The 17,505-nt window shown below is 70.6% G+C and carries 18 protein-coding genes; 5 read left to right on the forward strand and 13 right to left on the reverse strand.

From position 1 onward, the window contains the following. Nucleotides 1–235: 235 nt before the first annotated feature. The gene (locus tag ACFY93_RS31460) at nucleotides 236–997 is read right to left on the reverse strand and encodes a CDP-alcohol phosphatidyltransferase family protein (protein ID WP_391365303.1); all 762 of its coding nucleotides are present in this window, start codon (nucleotides 995–997) and stop codon (nucleotides 236–238) included. A 174-nt stretch (nucleotides 998–1,171) separates the two neighbouring features. On the opposite strand from ACFY93_RS31460, the gene ACFY93_RS31465 reads away from it, so the two are divergent. Next, entirely contained in the window at nucleotides 1,172–1,753 is a 582-nt protein-coding gene (locus tag ACFY93_RS31465) for a GNAT family N-acetyltransferase (protein WP_391365304.1), read from the forward strand. Here the strand turns inward: ACFY93_RS31465 and ACFY93_RS31470 are convergent. The 10 genes from ACFY93_RS31470 to ACFY93_RS31515 all read right to left on the reverse strand — a co-directional run bounded on the left by ACFY93_RS31470 (nucleotide 1,740) and on the right by ACFY93_RS31515 (nucleotide 11,713). After that, on the reverse strand, nucleotides 1,740–3,443 hold the full coding sequence (locus ACFY93_RS31470) for a TraM recognition domain-containing protein (protein WP_391365305.1): 1,704 nt from the start codon (nucleotides 3,441–3,443) through the stop codon (nucleotides 1,740–1,742). The genes ACFY93_RS31465 and ACFY93_RS31470 overlap by 14 nt on opposite strands. A 111-nt stretch (nucleotides 3,444–3,554) precedes the next feature. Then, nucleotides 3,555–4,979 carry an ATP-binding protein gene (locus ACFY93_RS31475; RefSeq protein ID WP_391365306.1) on the reverse strand — a complete coding sequence of 475 codons (1,425 nt, stop codon included), beginning with the start codon at nucleotides 4,977–4,979 and terminating at the stop codon, nucleotides 3,555–3,557. 8 nt (nucleotides 4,980–4,987) lie between these two features. Next, the gene (locus tag ACFY93_RS31480; RefSeq protein ID WP_391365307.1) at nucleotides 4,988–6,547 is read right to left on the reverse strand and encodes an SCO6880 family protein; all 1,560 of its coding nucleotides are present in this window, start codon (nucleotides 6,545–6,547) and stop codon (nucleotides 4,988–4,990) included. Continuing rightward, the gene (locus ACFY93_RS31485; protein WP_391365308.1) at nucleotides 6,544–7,884 is read right to left on the reverse strand and encodes a hypothetical protein; all 1,341 of its coding nucleotides are present in this window, start codon (nucleotides 7,882–7,884) and stop codon (nucleotides 6,544–6,546) included. The genes ACFY93_RS31480 and ACFY93_RS31485 overlap by 4 nt, the downstream gene beginning before the upstream one ends. Beyond that, the gene (locus tag ACFY93_RS31490) at nucleotides 7,874–8,722 is read right to left on the reverse strand and encodes a hypothetical protein (protein WP_391365309.1); all 849 of its coding nucleotides are present in this window, start codon (nucleotides 8,720–8,722) and stop codon (nucleotides 7,874–7,876) included. Before ACFY93_RS31490 ends, ACFY93_RS31485 begins: the two co-directional genes overlap by 11 nt. Nucleotides 8,723–8,919: 197 nt before the next feature. Further along, nucleotides 8,920–9,228, reverse strand: coding sequence for a hypothetical protein (locus ACFY93_RS31495; protein ID WP_018527881.1), 309 nt, complete (start codon nucleotides 9,226–9,228; stop codon nucleotides 8,920–8,922). 280 nt (nucleotides 9,229–9,508) lie between these two features. Next, nucleotides 9,509–10,429: a class A beta-lactamase gene (bla, locus tag ACFY93_RS31500; protein WP_391365310.1), complete on the reverse strand. Its 921-nt coding sequence runs from the start codon at nucleotides 10,427–10,429 to the stop codon at nucleotides 9,509–9,511. Continuing rightward, complete coding sequence (locus ACFY93_RS31505; protein WP_391365311.1) at nucleotides 10,426–10,662, reverse strand: DUF397 domain-containing protein; 237 nt, start codon at nucleotides 10,660–10,662, stop codon at nucleotides 10,426–10,428. Before ACFY93_RS31505 ends, bla begins: the two co-directional genes overlap by 4 nt. After that, nucleotides 10,655–10,849, reverse strand: coding sequence for a DUF397 domain-containing protein (locus ACFY93_RS31510; RefSeq protein ID WP_391365312.1), 195 nt, complete (start codon nucleotides 10,847–10,849; stop codon nucleotides 10,655–10,657). Before ACFY93_RS31510 ends, ACFY93_RS31505 begins: the two co-directional genes overlap by 8 nt. Before the next feature lie 9 nt (nucleotides 10,850–10,858). Continuing rightward, nucleotides 10,859–11,713 (reverse strand): Scr1 family TA system antitoxin-like transcriptional regulator, encoded by an 855-nt coding sequence (locus ACFY93_RS31515; RefSeq protein WP_391365313.1) that lies wholly within the window; start codon nucleotides 11,711–11,713, stop codon nucleotides 10,859–10,861. Nucleotides 11,714–11,901: 188 nt separating this feature from the next. On the opposite strand from ACFY93_RS31515, the gene ACFY93_RS31520 reads away from it, so the two are divergent. Both ACFY93_RS31520 and ACFY93_RS31525 read left to right on the forward strand, forming a co-directional pair. Beyond that, nucleotides 11,902–12,348, forward strand: coding sequence for an ATP-binding protein (locus ACFY93_RS31520; protein ID WP_391365315.1), 447 nt, complete (start codon nucleotides 11,902–11,904; stop codon nucleotides 12,346–12,348). A 61-nt stretch (nucleotides 12,349–12,409) separates the two neighbouring features. Continuing rightward, a complete protein-coding gene (locus tag ACFY93_RS31525; protein WP_391365316.1) occupies nucleotides 12,410–13,195 on the forward strand; it encodes a trypsin-like peptidase domain-containing protein in 786 nt (261 codons plus the stop codon). On the opposite strand, the gene ACFY93_RS31530 is transcribed toward ACFY93_RS31525, so the two are convergent. Next, nucleotides 13,182–13,757 (reverse strand): hypothetical protein, encoded by a 576-nt coding sequence (locus ACFY93_RS31530; protein ID WP_391365317.1) that lies wholly within the window; start codon nucleotides 13,755–13,757, stop codon nucleotides 13,182–13,184. The two genes, ACFY93_RS31525 and ACFY93_RS31530, sit on opposite strands and share 14 nt — an antisense overlap. Before the next feature lie 88 nt (nucleotides 13,758–13,845). Here ACFY93_RS31530 and ACFY93_RS31535 point away from each other — a divergent pair, with 88 nt between their 5' ends. Continuing rightward, complete coding sequence (locus tag ACFY93_RS31535) at nucleotides 13,846–14,853, forward strand: NlpC/P60 family protein (RefSeq protein ID WP_391365318.1); 1,008 nt, start codon at nucleotides 13,846–13,848, stop codon at nucleotides 14,851–14,853. Nucleotides 14,854–15,043: 190 nt separating this feature from the next. After that, nucleotides 15,044–15,748, forward strand: coding sequence for a phosphatase PAP2 family protein (locus tag ACFY93_RS31540; protein WP_391365319.1), 705 nt, complete (start codon nucleotides 15,044–15,046; stop codon nucleotides 15,746–15,748). Between the two features lie 103 nt (nucleotides 15,749–15,851). On the opposite strand, the gene ACFY93_RS31545 is transcribed toward ACFY93_RS31540, so the two are convergent. Further along, a complete protein-coding gene (locus ACFY93_RS31545) occupies nucleotides 15,852–17,420 on the reverse strand; it encodes an FAD-binding protein (protein ID WP_391365320.1) in 1,569 nt (522 codons plus the stop codon). Nucleotides 17,421–17,505: the final 85 nt, after the last annotated feature.

The raw sequence follows: 17,505 nt of genomic DNA on the forward strand, positions 1-17,505 counted from the left end.
GGGACCCTGTGGGAGAGTAGGACGCCGCCGAACAATCATTGTGGAAATACCCCCGTACCGGGAAACCGGTCCGGGGGTTTTCTGCGTTCCAGAGGCAATTGCGGAGGCCTTCCAGGAACAGCAGGTCGCAACAGCAGGGAGCACTCCAGGGGCAGTTTCATTCGGCTGCCTGCGGCAGAAGAAGGGCGGTGCCCTCCTGGGAGGGCACCGCCGGTCAGGGTGGCTTCCGCAACCGCTACTTCAGCCGGGAAGAGGCCACGATCGAGACGATGTGGGCCGGCACCAGCAGCCACACGATGGCGGTGACGGCCACCGTGGAGACGCGCGTCGCCGTCAGATCGCCGAGCGAGAGGTCGACGACCGCGGCCACGAGCAGCAGCAGGGTGCACTCGATGCCGTTGCACAGGCGGTGGAGCTGGATCGACGAGGCGAGACGGCGCACCCGGGCGAGGCCGCTGGAGCGCGGTACGACGGACTGGTCGGTGGCCTTCTCCATGCCGCTGTCCGAGCGGGCCACATGGACGAGGTCGGAGGACGACTTCAGGAGAAGGACGCCGACACCCGCCGCGAGGCCGGCGACCAGGTACCAGTCGAGGCCGAGCTCGGCGGCGCGTACGCCCATGCCGATCATGACGGCGACGTCGGCGAGGTAGGCGCCCAGGCGGTCCAGGTACACGCCCAGCGGGCTGAACTGTTTCCGCCAGCGGGCGACTTCGCCGTCCACGCAGTCGAGCAGCAGGTACAGCTGCATGAAGAGCACGGAGAGCACCGCGCCGCCGATCCCCGGCAGGACCAGGGCGACTCCCGAGAGCACACCGGCGACGACCATCACGGTCGTGATCTGGTTCGGCGAGAAACGCGTCCCCAGCATCAGCCGGGTCACGCGGAGGGAGATCGCACGCATGTAGAGGCGGCCGGCCCAGTGCTCCGCCCTGCTGTCGAGCTTGCCCGGGGGGTGTATCACGTGCCGGAGCTCGTCGAGTTGGACCTTGGTCATGCTGCGTTCTCCCTGTCGATCATCTGTGGATCACATGGATCAATGTGCGTAATGGGAAGAGCATGACGGTCGCCCTCGCGCCGACGGTCACCGGGATGCCCTGAACGGGTTGAGGCACCGTCCGGTCGGAATATCGGATGAGGGGTGGCGCGGCCCGGTATTACGGTGACCTCCATGGAGTACTTGATCCGGGCGATCCGGGCTGATGAGTGGGCTGCCGTGAAGGAGCTGCGGCTCGCCGCGCTGCGGGACCCCGTCGCACACCTCGCGTTCCTGGAGACCTATGAGGAGGCCTCGGCGAAGCCCGAGGCGTTCTGGCGGGACCGGGCGGCCGGGGCGGCCGAAGGGGCGAGCGAGCGGCAGCAGTTCATCGCGGAGGACACGACCGCCTCGCGTGCGGGCGCCGATGGCGGCTCCGCCGGTCGTGTCTGGGGCGGCTCCGTGACCGTGCTGGTCGAGGAGGCGGACGCCCAGGACCCGTTCGGAAGCATCGTCGGGCAGGACCAGGGGCACCTCGTCGGTGTCTTCGTACGTCCCGAGTACCGGGGGAGCGGGATGACCGGGGTGCTCTTCGACGCCGCCCTGGCGTGGTCCTGGGCGCGGGGGCTGGAGCGGGTGCGGCTGTTCGTGCACGAGCGGAATGCCCGCGCGGAGGCCTTCTACCGCAAGGCGGGCTTCGTCCCCACCGGGCTGACCACACCCGTGCCCGGCGATCCGGACTCTCGTGAGCTGGAGTATGTGATCAAGCGCCCGTAGGGCGGGGGGACGGGAGCTGGACCGGGAGCTCGTACTGCGGCCAGCGGGATCTGCTCTGCTCCCTGGAGCGCAGGAGGGCCAGGGTCGGCATGCCCCGGCCCGCTCCCGTGGACAGCAGGTCCGGGAGGCCGGGGAGTGGGGCCACCGCCGCCACGTCGTCCAGGACGAGGGCGAGTGGTGGGTCGAGGCGACCGGAGGATGACCGTTCGGCCATGCGCCGGCCGCGCTCGACCACGCTTGAGGCGAGGGCCGTCAGCAGAGGCATCGCGCCTGGATTCGACCTGGGGTCCTCGAGAGATTCACCGACCACATAAAGCGTGCCCCCTTCGTTGACGAAGGAATCCAAGGTGAGGCTGTCAGTTCGGTTCGGGTTGCAGGATTCGCGGACGTTGACCGTGAAGAGGGCGGAGAGGGCACGGGCCGTCAGTTGTGTGGCCACGTCCCGGCGTTCGGGGTGCGAGGTGAGGGCCGCCTCCAGCTCGCCCGCGGCGCCGGACGCCGCCTTCGGGTTCGTCCGCAGCGCCCGTACGGCGTCCTGCACCTGGGTGCCCTGCGCCCACCGGTGGACGTGGCGGAACGCCTTGCCCTCCACGGCGGCGGCGTGGAGGTAGCTGCGCATCAGCGTCTCCGCGACGTCGGCGACGGCGCTGTCGATCCTCGCGGTGGGGCGCACCGGGGCGAGGAGGGCGGCCGCTCTGGCCGCGGCGGTGGTCTTGTCCTCGCAGCCTGACACGGGGGACCAGTGCAGCCGGGCCGGGGTGTCGCACAGGTGCGAGGGGTCGTAGAGCAGGACGGGGCCCAGCTTGGCCCGGGCGTCCTTCGTCTCCGACCAGACCGCCGGGTCCGAGGTGATGACCAGGGCGGCGCCCTCGGCGTCCCGCACGGCCTGGATGGCGACGGGCCGGCGTGTGTCGGCGGTGCCGAGGACCACGGGGCCGCGGGGGGCCGGTACGGCCATGGTCGCCGCGCCGACGCCGTCCCAGCCGGCGGTACCGCTCCCGGGGCCGCCGGGGCCGGGCAGCCCCGCTCCGAGCGCGTCGGCGGGCGCGGGCACAGGCGCGGTGGCAGTGGCAGTGACGGTGGCGGCGGACGGGGGCACGGCAGCAGCGGCGCCCTCCGGTCGCGCGGCGGCGGGTGAGGAGGACGCGGTCGTGGGCGCGGCGGCCTGCTCCATCGGACCGGTGCCGGTGGCGGTGCCGGTGGCCGGTGACCGGTCCGCCGTCCCGGTGCCGGTGGTCGTCGGTGGCCGGTCCGCCGTACCGGCGTCCGTGGCCGGTGCGGAGAGGTCCGGTCCCGTGGCCGTCGCCTGGCCCAGCGCCCGCCGCCGCGCGCGTACCGCTCTCCACCGGGCGATCGTCCCCATGGCGAAGACGGTCAGGACGAGCAGCACCATGACCTGTCCGATGAACAGGCCCCAGAACAGCCCGTAGCCGGAGAGCTGTCCGTCCGGGGTGTTCGGCCAGGCGCCGGGCAGGTCGTGGGGGCTGCCGATGAGGTGGCGCATCGCCAGGGGGGTGTGGGCGAAGGTGACGCCGTCGGGCCAGGCGCCCTGGGCGAGCAGGCCGGCGAGACCCGCGGCCGACCACACCAGCAGGGTCATGCCGAGCAGGAACGCCAGCGCGCCCACCAGCAGTCCGTCGGGGATGCCCCGTTCGCCCTCGCGGCGGCGGTCGCGCTCGTCGGGTCTCATCTCACGTCCCCTCACAGCCCCTTACGTCCCTCACATGCCTCGGAACCCCGGCGCCCCATGCGCCGCATACGCCCCGCGCATCCCGCACACCCCACACGTGCCTCACTCCGCTCACGCCACCGTGGACTCGGACGCGTCGCCGTAGTCGCTGAGGTGCTGCTCCATGAAGGCGGCCGCCCGTTCCTCCGCCTCCAGTTCGGCGGCGCGCAGGGCGTCGTCGGTGCGGGGGTCGACGGACGACTCGGTCATGGCGCGGTCGGTGAAGACGAGGGGGCGTTCGGTCTCGGTGATCAGGTGTTTGACCACCTGGACGTTGCCGTTGACGTCCCAGACCGCGATGCCGGGGGTGAGCGTCGGGATGATCTCGACGGCCCATCTGGGCAGGCCGATCACCCGCCCGGTGGCCCGGGCCTCGTCCGCCTTCTGGGCGTAGATCGTCCGGGTCGAGGCCATCTTCAGGATGGCCGCCGCCTCCTTGGCCGCCGCCCCGTCCACGACGTCGGACAGGTGGTGGACGACCGCCACGAACGACAGGCCGAGCCGTCGGCCGAACTTGAGCAGCCGCTGGAAGAGCTGGGCCACGAAGGGGCTGTTGATGATGTGCCAGGCCTCCTCGACCAGGAAGATGCGCTTCTTCCGGTCGGGGCGGATCCAGGTGTGCTCCAGCCAGACGCCCACGATGGCCATCAGGATCGGCATGGCGATGGAGTTGCGGTCGATGTGGGAGAGGTCGAAGACGATCAGCGGGGCGTCGAGGTCGATGCCGACGGTCGTCGGGCCGTCGAACATGCCCCGCAGGTCGCCGTCGACGAGCCGGTCGAGGACCAGGGCGACGTCCAGGCCCCAGGCACGGACGTCGTCGAGGGCGACGTTCATCGCCTCGGCGGACTCCGGTTCGGGGTGCCGCAGCTGCTCGACGATGTCGGTGAGCACGGGCTGGCGCTCGACGATCGTCTCGTTCACGTAGGCGTGGGCGACCTTGAGCGCGAAGCCGGACCGCTCGTCGAGCCCGTGCCCCAGCGCGACCTCGATGATCGTGCGGAGCAGGGCGAGCTGCCCGGTCGTCGTGATCGCCGGGTCGAGCGGGTTGAGCCGGATGCCCATGTCGAGGGCGGCCGTCGGGTCGAGCCGGATGGGCGTTATGCCTAGCTCCTCGGCGATGAGGTTCCACTCGCCGACGCCGTCCTCGCCCTGGGCGTCGAGGACGACGACCTGCCGGTCGCGGAACCTCAGCTGACGCAGGACGTACGTCTTCTCCAGCGCGGACTTGCCGTTCCCGGACTCGCCGAGCACCAGCCAGTGCGGTGCCGGGAGCTGTTGCCCGTACAGCTGGAAGGGGTCGTAGATGTAGCCCTTGCCCGAGTAGACCTCGCGGCCGATGATGACGCCGGAGTCGCCGAGGCCGGGCGCGGCGGTCGGCAGGTAGACCGCCTGGGCCTGACCTGTCGACGTGCGGACAGGAAGCCGGGTCGTCTCGACCTTGCCGAAGAGGAAGGCCGTGAAGGCGTCCGTGAGGACGGACAGCGGATCCCGCATGCGGTGGCCTACCTTCGGATGCCGGTGGCGAACGGGAGGGTGTTGACGAAGGCGCGGTGGTGCTCGCGGTCGCACCACTCCAGCTTCAGGTACGACTTTCCGGCCGAGGCCCTGATCGTCCGCTTGTCGCGGGCGAGGGCCTCCGGGTTTCTCGCGGAAACGGTGATGTAGCCGACGAGGTTGACGCCGGCGGCGCCGCTGGCGAGGTCCTCGCCGCGCTGGTCGAGCCGGTTGTGGGAGGCGACGTCGCGCGGGTCGACCGTGCGGTTCATCTTGGCGGCGCGGCTGGCCTCGGCGTCGTCGTTGGTCTTCTCGGTGAGCATCCGCTCGATGGCGATCTCGGTGGGTTCGAGGTCCATGGTGACGGCGACGGTCCGGATGACGTCCGGGGTGTGCACGAGGAGCGGTGCGAGGAAGTTGACGCCGACCGGGGTCATCGGCCACTCCTTCACCCAGGCCGTGGCGTGGCACCACGGGGCACGGGTGCTGGACTCGCGGGTCTTGGCCTGGAGGTAGGTGGGCTCCATGGCGTCCAGCTCGGCGGGCCAGGCGTTGCGCTTGGTCATCGCCTGGATGTGGTCGATCGGGTGGTCCGGGTCGTACATCGAGTGCACGAGCGACGAGAGCCGTCCCTGGCCGAGCGGCTGCCGTACGCGGATGTCGGCTTCCTGGAGCCGGGAGCAGATGTCCGTCAGCTCGCGGGCCATGACGACGGCGAGGCCGGCGTCCCGGTCGAGCTTCCTGCCGCCCTGCGGGCGCGCCGCGCGGGCCATGGCCTGCGCCTCGGCGGCCAGCTCCCGCGAGTAGTGCATGCAGGCGACGAGGTACGCGCGGTGCTGCTCACTGCTGGTGGACACCATCGACTGGAGCTGGTCGTACGACTGGCGCAGCCAGCCGGGGGCGCGCTCGTCGCCGCGTACGGAGACGTCCTTGGCGTGGGCGTCCGGGTCGGCGGGGAGCGTGCGGGCGAGCATCTGGAGGCGGGTGACGAAGCCGTCGCCGTTCGCCACGTGCTTGAGCAGGGTGCCGAAGCGGTCGACGAGGGCTTCCTGGTCCTCGCTGTCCCTGAGGCCGACGCCGGGTCCCTCGATCTCGATCGCGGCCGTCACCGTGCGGCGGTCGGCGTGCAGGAGCACGGCGATCTCGTCCGGTCCGAAGGGGGCGGCGAGCCAGCTGATGCGGCCGATCCCGGGCGGCGGCCCGACCTCGACCTCACGGCCGTCGAGGCGCGTACCGGCGTCCATGGCCCCGGAGCGGTACGTGGTGCCCCGGCGCAGGTTCCGCTTGTAGCTGCGGTTGATCTCGAACCACTTGTAGAACGTGCGGCGCTTGTACGGGACGTACACGGCGGCCAGCGCGAGCAGCGGGAAGCCCATGAGCAGGACGATCCGCAGGGAGAGCACGGGGACGAGCAGTCCGCACATCATGCCGAGGAACGCGCCCGCGATGATCAGCGCGATCTCGCCGGACTCGCGGTTGCGGCCGACGATCGCGTTCGGCCGGGCGCGGCCGATCAGATATGTACGGCGGGGCGTGACCGGATGGGACACATGGGACTCGGTCGTCAACGCCCTTCACCTCCCGTGCGGTTGTTGCTGCTGTTGCCTGTGGTGCGTGAGCCGGCGTGGGGTGTGTTGGCCGGGCTGGTACGGGGCGGGGGCGCGGCGGAGGGGACGGCTCCGCCGCCGCCCGAGGGCGTACGGGTGCTGTGCGCGGCCACGCCGCCGGAGACCGGGTTGGCGGGGCGGGGCTGGCCGCCGCCGCCTCCTTGGCCCCCGTTGCTCCCGGCGCGGGAGCTGTGGGTCTTGATGCCCTGGGCGACCAGGGTCGCCGGGGAACTGATCACGGCGGCGGCCTTCCCCTCGGCGCCGCGCATGATCCGGTTGTTGCGGCCGTTGGCGATCTCGTCGCCGAAGCCGGGGACGAAGCGGTAGATCATGGCGCTGGCGAAGATGGCCAGCAGGATGATGGCGAGGCCCGACACGATCGCGGCGAGCGAGTCCGGACCGTCGTCCGACGCGAGGGCGCCGGCCAGGCCGAGCACGATGACGATCACCGGCTTCACCAGGATCACTGCGATCATCACACCGGCCCAGCGGCGGACGTGGCCCCACAGGTTCTTGTCCACCAGCCCCGCGTACACGACGACGCCGAGCAGGGCGCCGACGTACAGGAGCACCGCCCGCAGATACAGCTCCAGGTAGAGGACGCCCGCCGCGAGGATCGACACCAGCGACACCAGGATCAGCATGATCGGGCCGCCGCCGATGTCGTTGCCCTTGGACAGCGCCCCGGAGAACGTCCCGAAGAACGTGTCCGTCTGGTTCCCGGTCGACTTCGACAGCACGTCGGAGACACCGTCGGTCGCCGAGACGACGGTGTAGAGGATCAACGGTGTGAACGCCGACGCGAGCACCGTCAGCCACAGGAACCCGATGGCCTCGGACATGGCCGTCGCGAACGGCACGCCGCGCACCGCCCGCTTGGCGACCGCGAGCAGCCACAGCAGCAGCGTCAGGATCGCCGACGCGGCGAAGACGACCGCGTACTGCTTCAGGAACTGCGGGTTCGTGAAGTCGACGTTCGCCGTCTCCTGCACGGCCTCACTGAGCTTGTCGACGGTCCAGGACGCGGCGTCGGCACAGCCCTTGGCGAGCGAGCCGAGGGGGTCGAGGGTGGACGTGAGGGGGTCGGTACCGGCACCTCCGGTGGAGCCACCGGTGCCGGATGAGCCGTCGTCGCGTTCGCAGTAGTCCTTGGCGGGGCCGGCGATCAGCGAGCAGGGGTCGTCGGACGGTTTCGGCTTGGGCGCGGCGTAGGCTCGGGACGCGAGCAGTACGGCCGCGGTCTGTACGGCCGCCAGGACACCGGTCAGCTTGAGCGCGCGGCGCGGGCTACCGGGCATAGGTGAACCCTCCGTACTCCTCGACAGCCTTACCGATCTCGTCGCTTCCCGAGACGGGATTGTCTCCGTTGACCGGGGTCGGGCCGGACTTCTGGCTGGTCTCCAGGACCTTCCAGTCGTCGTCCCAGGTCAGCTTCATGGTCACGGTGAACCAGCTGCTCGTCACGGGGTTCGTGGAGGTCTCGCCCGTAAGCCCGAAGAGGCTGTTGCACCACACCTCGACGGTGGCCGACGTGGTGCCGTAGGACGTGACCTTGGTGCCCACGGGCAGCGTGCGGTTGACGAATGTGCTGCCCGACGGCGCCTCGCCGTTGTCGTCGAGTCCGATTTTGTCGAGGAGGTCGGCCGAGTAGTCGGCGTCGAAGCCGGACTGAAGCTGACCCACCCTGCTGGAAGCGGCGACGGTCTCGACGATTTCGTGTCGTTGAGCCGTGTTGAACATGGCGTCGGAACCCAGCGCCACGGCGTAGTTGGCGCCAGCGCTCTGCGCACCCTTACGGGTGTGGCTGTAGCCCGACGGGATGCCGCCCGTCGTCGTTCTCACCGGCTTGTCGCCGGAGGCCGCTGTCGGGGCCGTTTCCGGCTTGCTGCCGCCCGTGTCGTCCGAGGTGTCGTCGCCGCCGCCTCCGCGGTTCGCGAAGGCGATCGCGGCGATGAGGAGGACGACGACGCCCACGACGGTCACGAGGCTGCGTGACGAGGAGCGCGTACGGGCGCGGCGCGCGTCGCCGTAGGCGTCGGTTCCGTCGTCGGGGAGGCGGGTGCGGGTGTGGCCGGACCCGCCGTAGGCCCCTTCGTCAGGGCGTCCGGAGTCGCCGTAGTCGTCACCATGGCTCATGCCGCGGACGCCCCCTCGACCTCGTACCGAAACGCGTGACAGTACGACGGTAGCCGTGCTGGTTCCCGCGCGGGCGCGGTGTGGTGACTCGACATCAGGGAAACGCAACCTCAGCCGGTGGGCGCGACGGACGGGTGGGTGGTGGGGGCCGGACGGGACCGGCCGGAAACTGACGGTGCGCCGATCCGGCGGCCGGCCTAGACAGCCATGCCGTACACGATGGTGAACAGCGTGCCGAGGGATCCGATGATGAAGACTCCGGTGAGGCCCGCGATGATGAGGCCCTTCCCCTGTTCGGCACTGAAGGTGTCGCGCAGGGCCGTCGCGCCGATGCGCTGTTTGGCCGCACCCCAGATCGCGATCCCGAGGCAGAGCAGGATGGCCACCGCCATCACGACCTCGATCATCACCCGCGCCTCGTTGCCCAGGCTGCCGAAGGGCCCCCAGTCCGGAGCGATCCCGCCGATGATGGTGGTGATGTCGCCCTTTTCGGCTGCAAGAAGCATGTAAGTCACCGCCCCTAGTGGGTTGTTCTGCATCCTCTGCCCACGGTGCGCAGAGGTCGAGCCCCATTGTCGCCGACAATGACGCTGTCGTATGTCGACTTGGCGTCATCGATTGGCGGGTTTCGCGCGAATCTCTTGCCACCGGCCCGCGTGAAGCCCCGGTGGGCCACGCGGGCCGGTGTGTGAAGAATCGTATGGTCACTCTGTGTATCACGGAGTGTCACGCCGGGCAACGAAGAGTCTGCCGGATGCGGAAGCCCCGCTTATGGGTGACCCGGCGTCAGGTCACCGCCCCCGCCAGGATCCCGGCGGCCGCGGCGACCAGCGGGTTGTCGGCGGGTGCATCGGGGTCCGGCTTCGTGGTGAGGACGGCCAGCACGATCGGGGTGCCGTCCGGCGTCCAGGCGATCCCCGCGTTGTTGTTCGTCCCGTAGTCGCCTCCGCCCGTCTTGTCGGCGACCGTCCAGTCCGCGGGCAGTCCCTTTCTGAAGCGGTCGTCACTGGTCGTGTTGTTCAGGAGCCACCCCGTCAGCCGTTCGCGGTCCGCGGGGTTCAGCGCGTCGCCGAGGACCAGCCGGGCGTACGTGCCGGCGAGGGACGCCGGGGTCGTCGTGTCCTCCACCCGCCACGGCTCGCACGTGTTCAGCAACGGCTCCCAGCGGTCCAGGCGGGTCCTGGTGTCCCCCAGCGAGCGGCAGAAGCGGGTGATCGCCCTCGGCCCGCCCAGCTCGCGCAGCATGAGGTTGCCCGCCGTGTTGTCGCTGTAGCGGATCGCCGCGTCGGCCAGTTCCGCGACCGTCATCCCGGCAGCGCGGTTCTCCGGTTTGCTCGTGATCGGCGAGTTCTCCTCGACCATGTCCGCGTCCGTGTAGTGGATGCGCTTCGCCAGGACCTCGCCGTGCCGGTCCAGGTCCCTGAGGATGGCGCCCGCGGCTACCGTCTTGAACAGGGAGCAGATGGGGAAACGTTCCGCCGCGCGGTGCCGGACGGAGGCGCCGGTGGCCACGTTGTAGGCGAACGCGCCCACCCTCGCGCCGTGCCGCGCCTCCAGCTCCCGGAGGCGTGCGCCGGCGTGGGTCCGCGGGGCGCTCCCCGCGTGGGCCTGACCGGCCGTCAGCGCGAGTGCGGTGACGGCGGCGCCGCCCGTCAGAAGGGTCCGCCGCGTCGTGCCGGGTGTCTGTTTCCGTGTACCTGAGATCACGCGTCTCCTAGATCGATGCCTTCCACGAAGTGGTCGAACTCGCCGGCCTGCACTCCGAGCACGAATGCGTCCCACTTCTTCTGAGTGGTAGTGACGATGTTCGTGGGGTCACTGGTTTCCCGGATGTAGACGAGGTCGTCGTCGCCGAAGGCCAGTTCGATCCACGGGCCCGGTCCGGTCTCGCCCTCGGGGGCGGCCCGGGTCCATTCGAGGTCCGGGGGGATGTCAGCCACGGGTCCGGGCCTCCTTGAGTACGTGGACGAGGGTGCGGAAGGCCGCGGGGGCGGCCGTGAGTATGACCGAGCGCGGGTCGCTGCTCTCGGTTATGTACAACGCGTCTCCGGTGGCGTCGCCGCCCACGTGCACACAGGACTCGCCCTCACCGCAGTACGTCGACTTCTGCCAAGACTTGATGGGCACGGCTACCTCTCAGAGGTTCTGGATGATGGTGTGGATGAGGGCACGGGACTCGATCTCGATCAGGCTGAGAGCGGTCAGGCGGTCGAGGATCGTGCGGTACTTCGAGAGCTGACCCTCGGCGTCCAGCAGGACGATCCCGTGCGACTGATCCAGCTGCACGGTGTCGAGCTGCGGCACGGGACCCTCGACGTAGTACATGGGCTGGCCCGACCCGGGGTATCCGCCCGCGTCGAACGGGATCACCAGGATGGAGATGTTGGGATGCTCGCCCATCTTGAGCAGGTGCTTGAGCTGCCGGCGGGCGACTTCCCGGCCACCGAACCGCATGTGCAGTGCTGCCTCGTGGATGACCGCCTGGTACGGGATCATCGGTTGGCTGTGGAACAGGACAGCCTGTCGCTTGATGCGGAACGACGTCCGATGCTCCACCTCGGGAGGGGAGAGCTCGGGAACCACCTGGCGGAAGACCTCGCGGGCGTGCTCCGTCGTCTGGAGCAGACCCGGAATGCCTGACGTGTGAGCTGTGCGCAGTGCCGTCCCGTGGCGCTCCAGCTCGGCCAGGTCCAGCAGGCCCGCGGGCAGGATGTCCCGGTACTCCTCCCACCATCCACGCTTGCGCTCGCCTGTCATCCCGGCGATCGCTTCGACCAGCGACTTGTCCGGGCACTCGTACTGGCAGGCCATGGCCCGTACACGCTCGGCACTCACACCGAGGCGTCCAGTTTCCATGTTGCTGACCTGTGCCTGCTTCATGCCCAAGAGCTGGGCGGCCTGAGTGGAGGTCAGCCCTGCCCGCTCACGCAACTTTCGCAACTCGGCACCGAAACGGAGTTGACGCGCCGTCGGGTTGGTCCTCACGGGCATCCCGTCGCTCCTCTGTACTACCAGTCGCCCAGGCGGGTGGTTCAGTAATTCTGGTTCCGAAAGCGCTAAAGAATATATCCGGAAGCGCTACTTTGGGTCTGGCGCCGCTGCCCAGAAGCACCCCGCTCGACGGAGCGACCTGGTCACTGGGCAACCGTCCAACTTCCCTCAGTGATCGGAGACTTCCGATGGCCACCGTATCGCCGTCCTGGGCCTACACCCTTCAACTCCCGCACGATCCACGCGCACCGGGGATCGCCCGGGCGACGCTCCGTACCGTGCTGGCCGCTCACGGCCTGGCCGGGCTCGCGCCGACCGCCGAACTGCTGGCGTCGGAACTGCTGACCAACGCCCATCTGCACACGAAGGGGCCGTACGCCCTGCGGTTGCGGGCCGTGGGGGAGGACCGGCTGCGTGTCGCCGTGTGGGACTCCGATCCGCGCGTGCCCGACGGTTACGGGGCCGTGCCCGCACGGGCGCGGGAGGAGGACGAGCGCGGACGCGGGCTGCACCTCGTGCGGGTCTGCGCGGACGCGTGGGGCGCGCACGTGTTCGAGGGGTCCCGCGGGGACGGCGGCGTCGTCGGGGGCGGGAAGCTGTTGTGGGCGGAGTGCCAGCGGGGTGACTCGGGGTGATTCCCGCAGGTCACGGCCTTCCGTCAGGACAATCCCCGCTCGCCTGGGCACAGTGGTGGGGATGAAGCGCAGCTCACGTCTCCCCGGTGCACGGCGGCGCGCCCTGTACGGCGCCGCCGTGCTGCTGGCTGTGTCCTGGTCCTCCTGGTCCTCCTCCTCGGCGGCCGCCGAGGACGGCACCGGGCTGCTCGGGGTGACGACGCCGGCCGCCGCGACGGCCGCGAGCGCCCGGGTGGGCGTGCTCTACCGGGAGGGCGGTGGGCACTTCTGTACCGCCTCCGTGGTGCACAGCGCGCGGCACGACGTCATCGCCACCGCAGCGCACTGTCTGGACGGTGACGGCGCCGCCCTGCTCTTCGCGCCCGGCTACCGGGACGGCGCCACGCCGTACGGGGTGTGGCGGGTCGGCAGGACGTACGTCGCCGACGCGTGGAAGCAGAGCCGGGACGAGGACAGCGACATCGCCTTCGCGGTGGTCGCCGAGGCCGGGGGCGACGGCGGCACGGGCGGGCGGGGCGTCGAGGACGCCGTCAGCGGGGGTAACGCGCTGGCCACCGGGCGGGTGACGGGGGCGGCCGAGGTGACCCTCACCGGGTATCCGAAGTCTCTCGACACGCCCGTCACCTGTACGAACAGGCCGACCGTCCACAGCGCCGGCCAGCAGCGCGTCGCGTGCCCCGACTTCCCCGGCGGCACGAGCGGCAGCCCCTGGGTGAACGGGGACGGCGAGATCGTCGGGGTGATCGGCGGCCACGAGCAGGGCGGGGACACCGCCGACGTCTCCTACAGCGTCGTCCTGGGCGACGCGGTCGCCCGTCTCTACCAGGACGCGGTCAGGGCTGGGTGAAGATCATCACGAGGACCCAGCAGAACCACAGCGCCGGTATCACGGCGACGTAGGCGATCGGCCGGTGCAGCAGCAGCTTGCCCTGGTCGAGCCTGATCCCGGCCGGGGAGGGCGAGGGGTGCGCCAGCTTCTTCGCCTTCATGTGGCAGTAGAGGTTCCACAGCAGCGTGAACGGCGTGAAGACGACGAGGGAGAACGGGCTCCACCAGCCGCCCGCCAGCGTCTTCGCCGTCATGTCACGATTGAGCGCGGTCGCGCAGGAGCGGCACAGCGGGCCCTGCATCTTCGAGAACCGCATCGCGATGAGCAGGCCGGTGTGCTGACGGATGGTGATGTCCCCGGCGGGCTGGGCGGCACAGAGACGGCAGACGTACTGCTGGGTGCCCGGGTGACCGCCGTACGCCGGGTTCTGCCCGTATCCGGGGGCCTGCGGCTGGCCGTATCCGGGAGCTTGCGGCTGCCCGTACGCCTGCTGCTGCGGGGGCGTGTTCGGCGCGTGACCGCCTTGCGGGGCGAAGGGGTTGCCAGGGGGCGGGAGGGGGTGCTGGGGCGGGGTCGCCACGTGCCGATTCTCCTTGAACGTGATCATCCCGTGGCGCCGGGCCCGCCTCTACACTTGCGTGGGCGGACTCACGTGCGGCGAGGGGTGGTTGACGGTGCGTAAGGCATGGATCGTAGCGACCGCTCTCGTCGGCTCGGGGCTCGGGTTCGTGATGCTGCTCGTCGTCGGCGTCTACATGACCGCCGGAGGCATCGCGGGCGGCGCCGCCCAGGGGGCCGTGGGGCTCGCGAAGGGCGCCGTGCCCGCCGCGTACCAGCCGCTCGTGCAGAAGTGGGGCAACCTGTGCCCGGCGATCAACCCCGCGCTGCTCGCCGCCCAGCTCTACCAGGAGAGCGGGTTCAACCCGAAGGCGAAGAGTCCCGCCCAGGCCGAGGGCATGGCGCAGTTCATCCCGGGGACCTGGGCCACGCACGGAGTCGACGGCGACGGCGACGGGGACCGCGACGTCTGGGACCCGAATGACGCGATTCCATCGGCCGCCTCCTACGACTGCTCCCTGGCGAAGTACGTGAAGGACGCCCCCGGCGACCCGACGGAGAACATGCTCGCGGCGTACAACGCCGGCGCCTACGCCGTCATCAAGTACGGCGGCGTGCCGCCGTACGCCGAAACGCAGAACTACGTGAAGACGATCACGACGCTGGCGAAGAGCTTCGCCCGGCCCGTGACCCGGGTCGACCCGTCCAAGCAGGCCGCCGGGGCGATCACGTACGCGCAGAAGAAGCTCGGCACGCCCTATCTGTGGGGCGGGAACGGCACCTCTGACCAGGACGGACGCTTCGACTGCTCGGGGCTGACCAAGGCCGCGTACGAGAGTGTCGGTGTCACGCTGCCGCGGGTGGCGAACGACCAGTACAACGCGGGGCAGCACCCCAAGCGCGAGGAACTGCTTCCCGGGGATCTCGTCTTCTTCTCGGACGACCTCGGCAATTCACGGGCGATCCGGCACGTCGGTATTTATGTGGGCGGCGGATACATGATCGACGCACCGAAACCGGGCGCGGTGATCCGCTTCGACCCCATCGACACCCCGGACTACTTCGGCGCGACTCGCGTTACCGAGGATGGCGCGAAAGCGTTGCCCACCTCAGTGTGAACCTGCCCCCTGAGCTGCGGCGATGAGTCTCTCTTCGGTAACGTCTGCGTGATCATTCCGTGGAGAGTGGAACGTAAGGAAGGGGAGTGTGCGTTCCTTGTCGTAGAGCGGAAACCGACCACGGGGGTGGATCGAGCGGCGCACGAAAGGGTGCGGCCGCGGGAGAAGACGACGAAGGGGCCGCAGCGCAATGGCTGGACTCGCCGAATCCGGGTCGAACCCCGACGTCCGCCTGCTTTACGACATCAATGGCCTGGCCAAGGACGCCCCGCGGTGGTTCGACCGCGGCATGGAATTCGTCGGTGAGTACGGGCTGCCGCTCGCCATGGTGCTTCTGGTGCTGTGGTGCTGGTGGAGTGTGCGGCGGCGGGGCGGCGAGGGCGCCGCGGTGTCGGTGGCCGGGCTGCTCTGGGCGCCGGTCGCGGCGGGGATCGCCGTTCTGGTGAACGTGCCGATACGGGGTTTCGTGGAGCGGCCCCGGCCCTTCGTGGACCACCGGGGACTCGAGGTCCTCGTCCCCGGCAAGGACGACTTCTCGTTCGTCAGCGATCACGCGACGCTGACGATGGCCATGGGCGTGGCGCTGTTCGTGGCGAACCGGAAGTTCGGGCTCGTGGGTATCGGGCTGGCGCTGCTGGAGGGCTTCTGCCGGGTGTACATGGGCGTCCACTATCCGACGGACGTCGTGGGCGGGTTCGCCCTGGGCACGGCGGTGGCGCTGCTGCTGTCGCCGGTGGCCATGGCGGGGCTCACGCCTGTGGTGCGGGGAGTCGAGCGGTCCGGGCGGCTGGGGTGGCTCGTGCGGAGTTCCGCCGGGCGGGGTTCCGTGGAGGCGGCGGTCGTGGGGGCGGACGGCGAGGCCGAGCGGGTGGAGGAGCGGGACCTGGCCGCGTGAGCGGGTCCCTGCCGGGTGGGTGACTCGTTGCCCGGCGTCTGCGGGGTGCCGCCGCTGTGCCCACCCGCGCCGCCACAAGCGGCACGCAGGCCCGCAGCGGTGGCTACAGCGACTGGGGGAAGGTGAAGAAGTTCTCCGGGTCGTAGTGGGACTTGACCGATTTCAGGTGCGGGGCCGATTCGGCGTAGTAGGACCGGCGCCAGTCGGTGAGCGTGGGGTCCGTGTAGTTCTGGTAGGCCGTGCCCGCGGCGTGGGGAGCCATGGAACGGTGGGCCGCGTCGAGCCAGGACTGGGCGGTGGAGCCGGACGTGCCCGCGCGCCACGAGGCGATGTACTGGGCCAGCATCCGCGAACGCCGGTGGACGAACGCCGTCGCCGTCGGGTCGACACGGTTGACCGCCCCGCCGAGTGCCGTCAGGGCGACGCTGCCCGCGCCCCCGCGCACCGATGACATCTGGCCCAGCAGCGTGCGGATGCCGGCCGCCGAGAGGGAGCGGTCGAAGAAGTCCGAGCGGGCCGCGTAGGTCTCCCGGCCCAGCGCGCCCTGCGCCGAGCGGCCCGGTGTCGAACCCGGGAGGTGGCACTGGGCGTCCGTGGGGAAGGACGAACAGCCCGCGTAGACCTCCATGGAGTCCGCGTAGGACCGGCGCTTGAGGGAGACGCTGGTCGCGGACGCGCCGATCCGGTCGGCGAGGCGGTCCACCGCGTTCTGCAGCTCGCCGTACGTGCCCAGGGAGAACGCGGCGACGGAAACCGTCGGTGTGCCGCCCGCCGCGCTCGCGAGATGGCACGACGACCAGATCTCGTCGGGCTGGTCGGGGCCCCACTCCTGCCACGCCCCGAGGACGGCGGCGGCCCGGCTCCACGGCCAGCTCATGTACGCGGTGACGCCCTGCGGCGCCGGATGGGTCTTGAAACGCAGCTCGGTGACGACGCCGAAGTTGCCGTTGCCCGCGCCGCGCAGCGCCCAGAAGAGGTCCTTGTTCTCGCCGGAGTCGGCGACCAGCTCCCTGCCGTTCGCGGTGACCAGCGTCGCCTGGACGAGACTGTCGCAGGTCAGCCCGTACGCCCGGGAGACCACACCGTGCCCGCCGCCCAGGGTGAGCCCGGATATGCCCACGGTCGGGCAGGAACCGGCGGGGATGGTGACGCCCTTCGCCGCGAGCGCGCGGTAGACGTCGATCAGCTTGGCGCCGCCGCCGACGACCGCCTCGCCCCCGCTCGCCCGGACCTTGTTCAGCTTGGAGACGTCGACGATCAGGCGGCCGTTGCCCGAGGACCAGCCCGCGTAGGAGTGGCCGCCGTTGCGGATCGCCACCTTGAGATGGTGGGCGCGGGCGTAGGCCAGGGTCGTACGGATGTCCTGCACGTGGGCCACGTACGCGACGGCGTTCGGGCGCAGGGAGTCGAAGCGGGTGTTGTAGAGCTGACGGGCCGTGGACCAGGAGCGGTCGCCGGGGCGGACCAGCGCGCCGTCGAGATCCCTGGAGAGCGCGGTGAGGTTCGCGGCGGCGCGGGCCCCGGTGGTGGTCGTCTTCGTGCCGATCGCGGTGCTGCCCGGTTTCGCGGCGGCGGACGTGCCGGAGCCGCCGTCGCCGTCCCCGCTGCAGCCGCTCGTCAGCGCCGCCGCCACACCGGCAGCGCCGGCCCCGATGAACCTACGCCGTTGCATGTGCGCCTCCCATGGTCTCCCCGGGGAGGAGACGGGCGCATGGCCCCGGAGGTTCCCGGTACGCCGGGGCGGGATGCGGCGCACC

This window comes from Streptomyces sp. NPDC008313, assembly GCF_042956125.1.
Taxonomy (GTDB): Bacteria; Actinomycetota; Actinomycetes; order Streptomycetales; family Streptomycetaceae; genus Streptomyces.

Excerpts from the sequence above, each read along its gene's own strand:
- ACFY93_RS31460 (WP_391365303.1), bottom strand. The coding sequence starts at position 997 with ATGACCAAGGTCCAACTCGACGAGCTCCGGCACGTGATACACCCCCCG.
- ACFY93_RS31465 (WP_391365304.1), top strand. The coding sequence starts at position 1,172 with ATGGAGTACTTGATCCGGGCGATCCGGGCTGATGAGTGGGCTGCCGTG.
- ACFY93_RS31470 (WP_391365305.1), bottom strand. The coding sequence starts at position 3,443 with ATGAGACCCGACGAGCGCGACCGCCGCCGCGAGGGCGAACGGGGCATC.
- ACFY93_RS31475 (WP_391365306.1), bottom strand. The coding sequence starts at position 4,979 with ATGCGGGATCCGCTGTCCGTCCTCACGGACGCCTTCACGGCCTTCCTC.
- ACFY93_RS31485 (WP_391365308.1), bottom strand. The coding sequence starts at position 7,884 with ATGCCCGGTAGCCCGCGCCGCGCGCTCAAGCTGACCGGTGTCCTGGCG.
- ACFY93_RS31490 (WP_391365309.1), bottom strand. The coding sequence starts at position 8,722 with ATGAGCCATGGTGACGACTACGGCGACTCCGGACGCCCTGACGAAGGG.
- ACFY93_RS31495 (WP_018527881.1), bottom strand. The coding sequence starts at position 9,228 with ATGCTTCTTGCAGCCGAAAAGGGCGACATCACCACCATCATCGGCGGG.
- ACFY93_RS31515 (WP_391365313.1), bottom strand. The coding sequence starts at position 11,713 with ATGCCCGTGAGGACCAACCCGACGGCGCGTCAACTCCGTTTCGGTGCC.
- ACFY93_RS31520 (WP_391365315.1), top strand. The coding sequence starts at position 11,902 with ATGGCCACCGTATCGCCGTCCTGGGCCTACACCCTTCAACTCCCGCAC.
- ACFY93_RS31525 (WP_391365316.1), top strand. The coding sequence starts at position 12,410 with ATGAAGCGCAGCTCACGTCTCCCCGGTGCACGGCGGCGCGCCCTGTAC.
- ACFY93_RS31540 (WP_391365319.1), top strand. The coding sequence starts at position 15,044 with ATGGCTGGACTCGCCGAATCCGGGTCGAACCCCGACGTCCGCCTGCTT.
- ACFY93_RS31545 (WP_391365320.1), bottom strand. The coding sequence starts at position 17,420 with ATGCAACGGCGTAGGTTCATCGGGGCCGGCGCTGCCGGTGTGGCGGCG.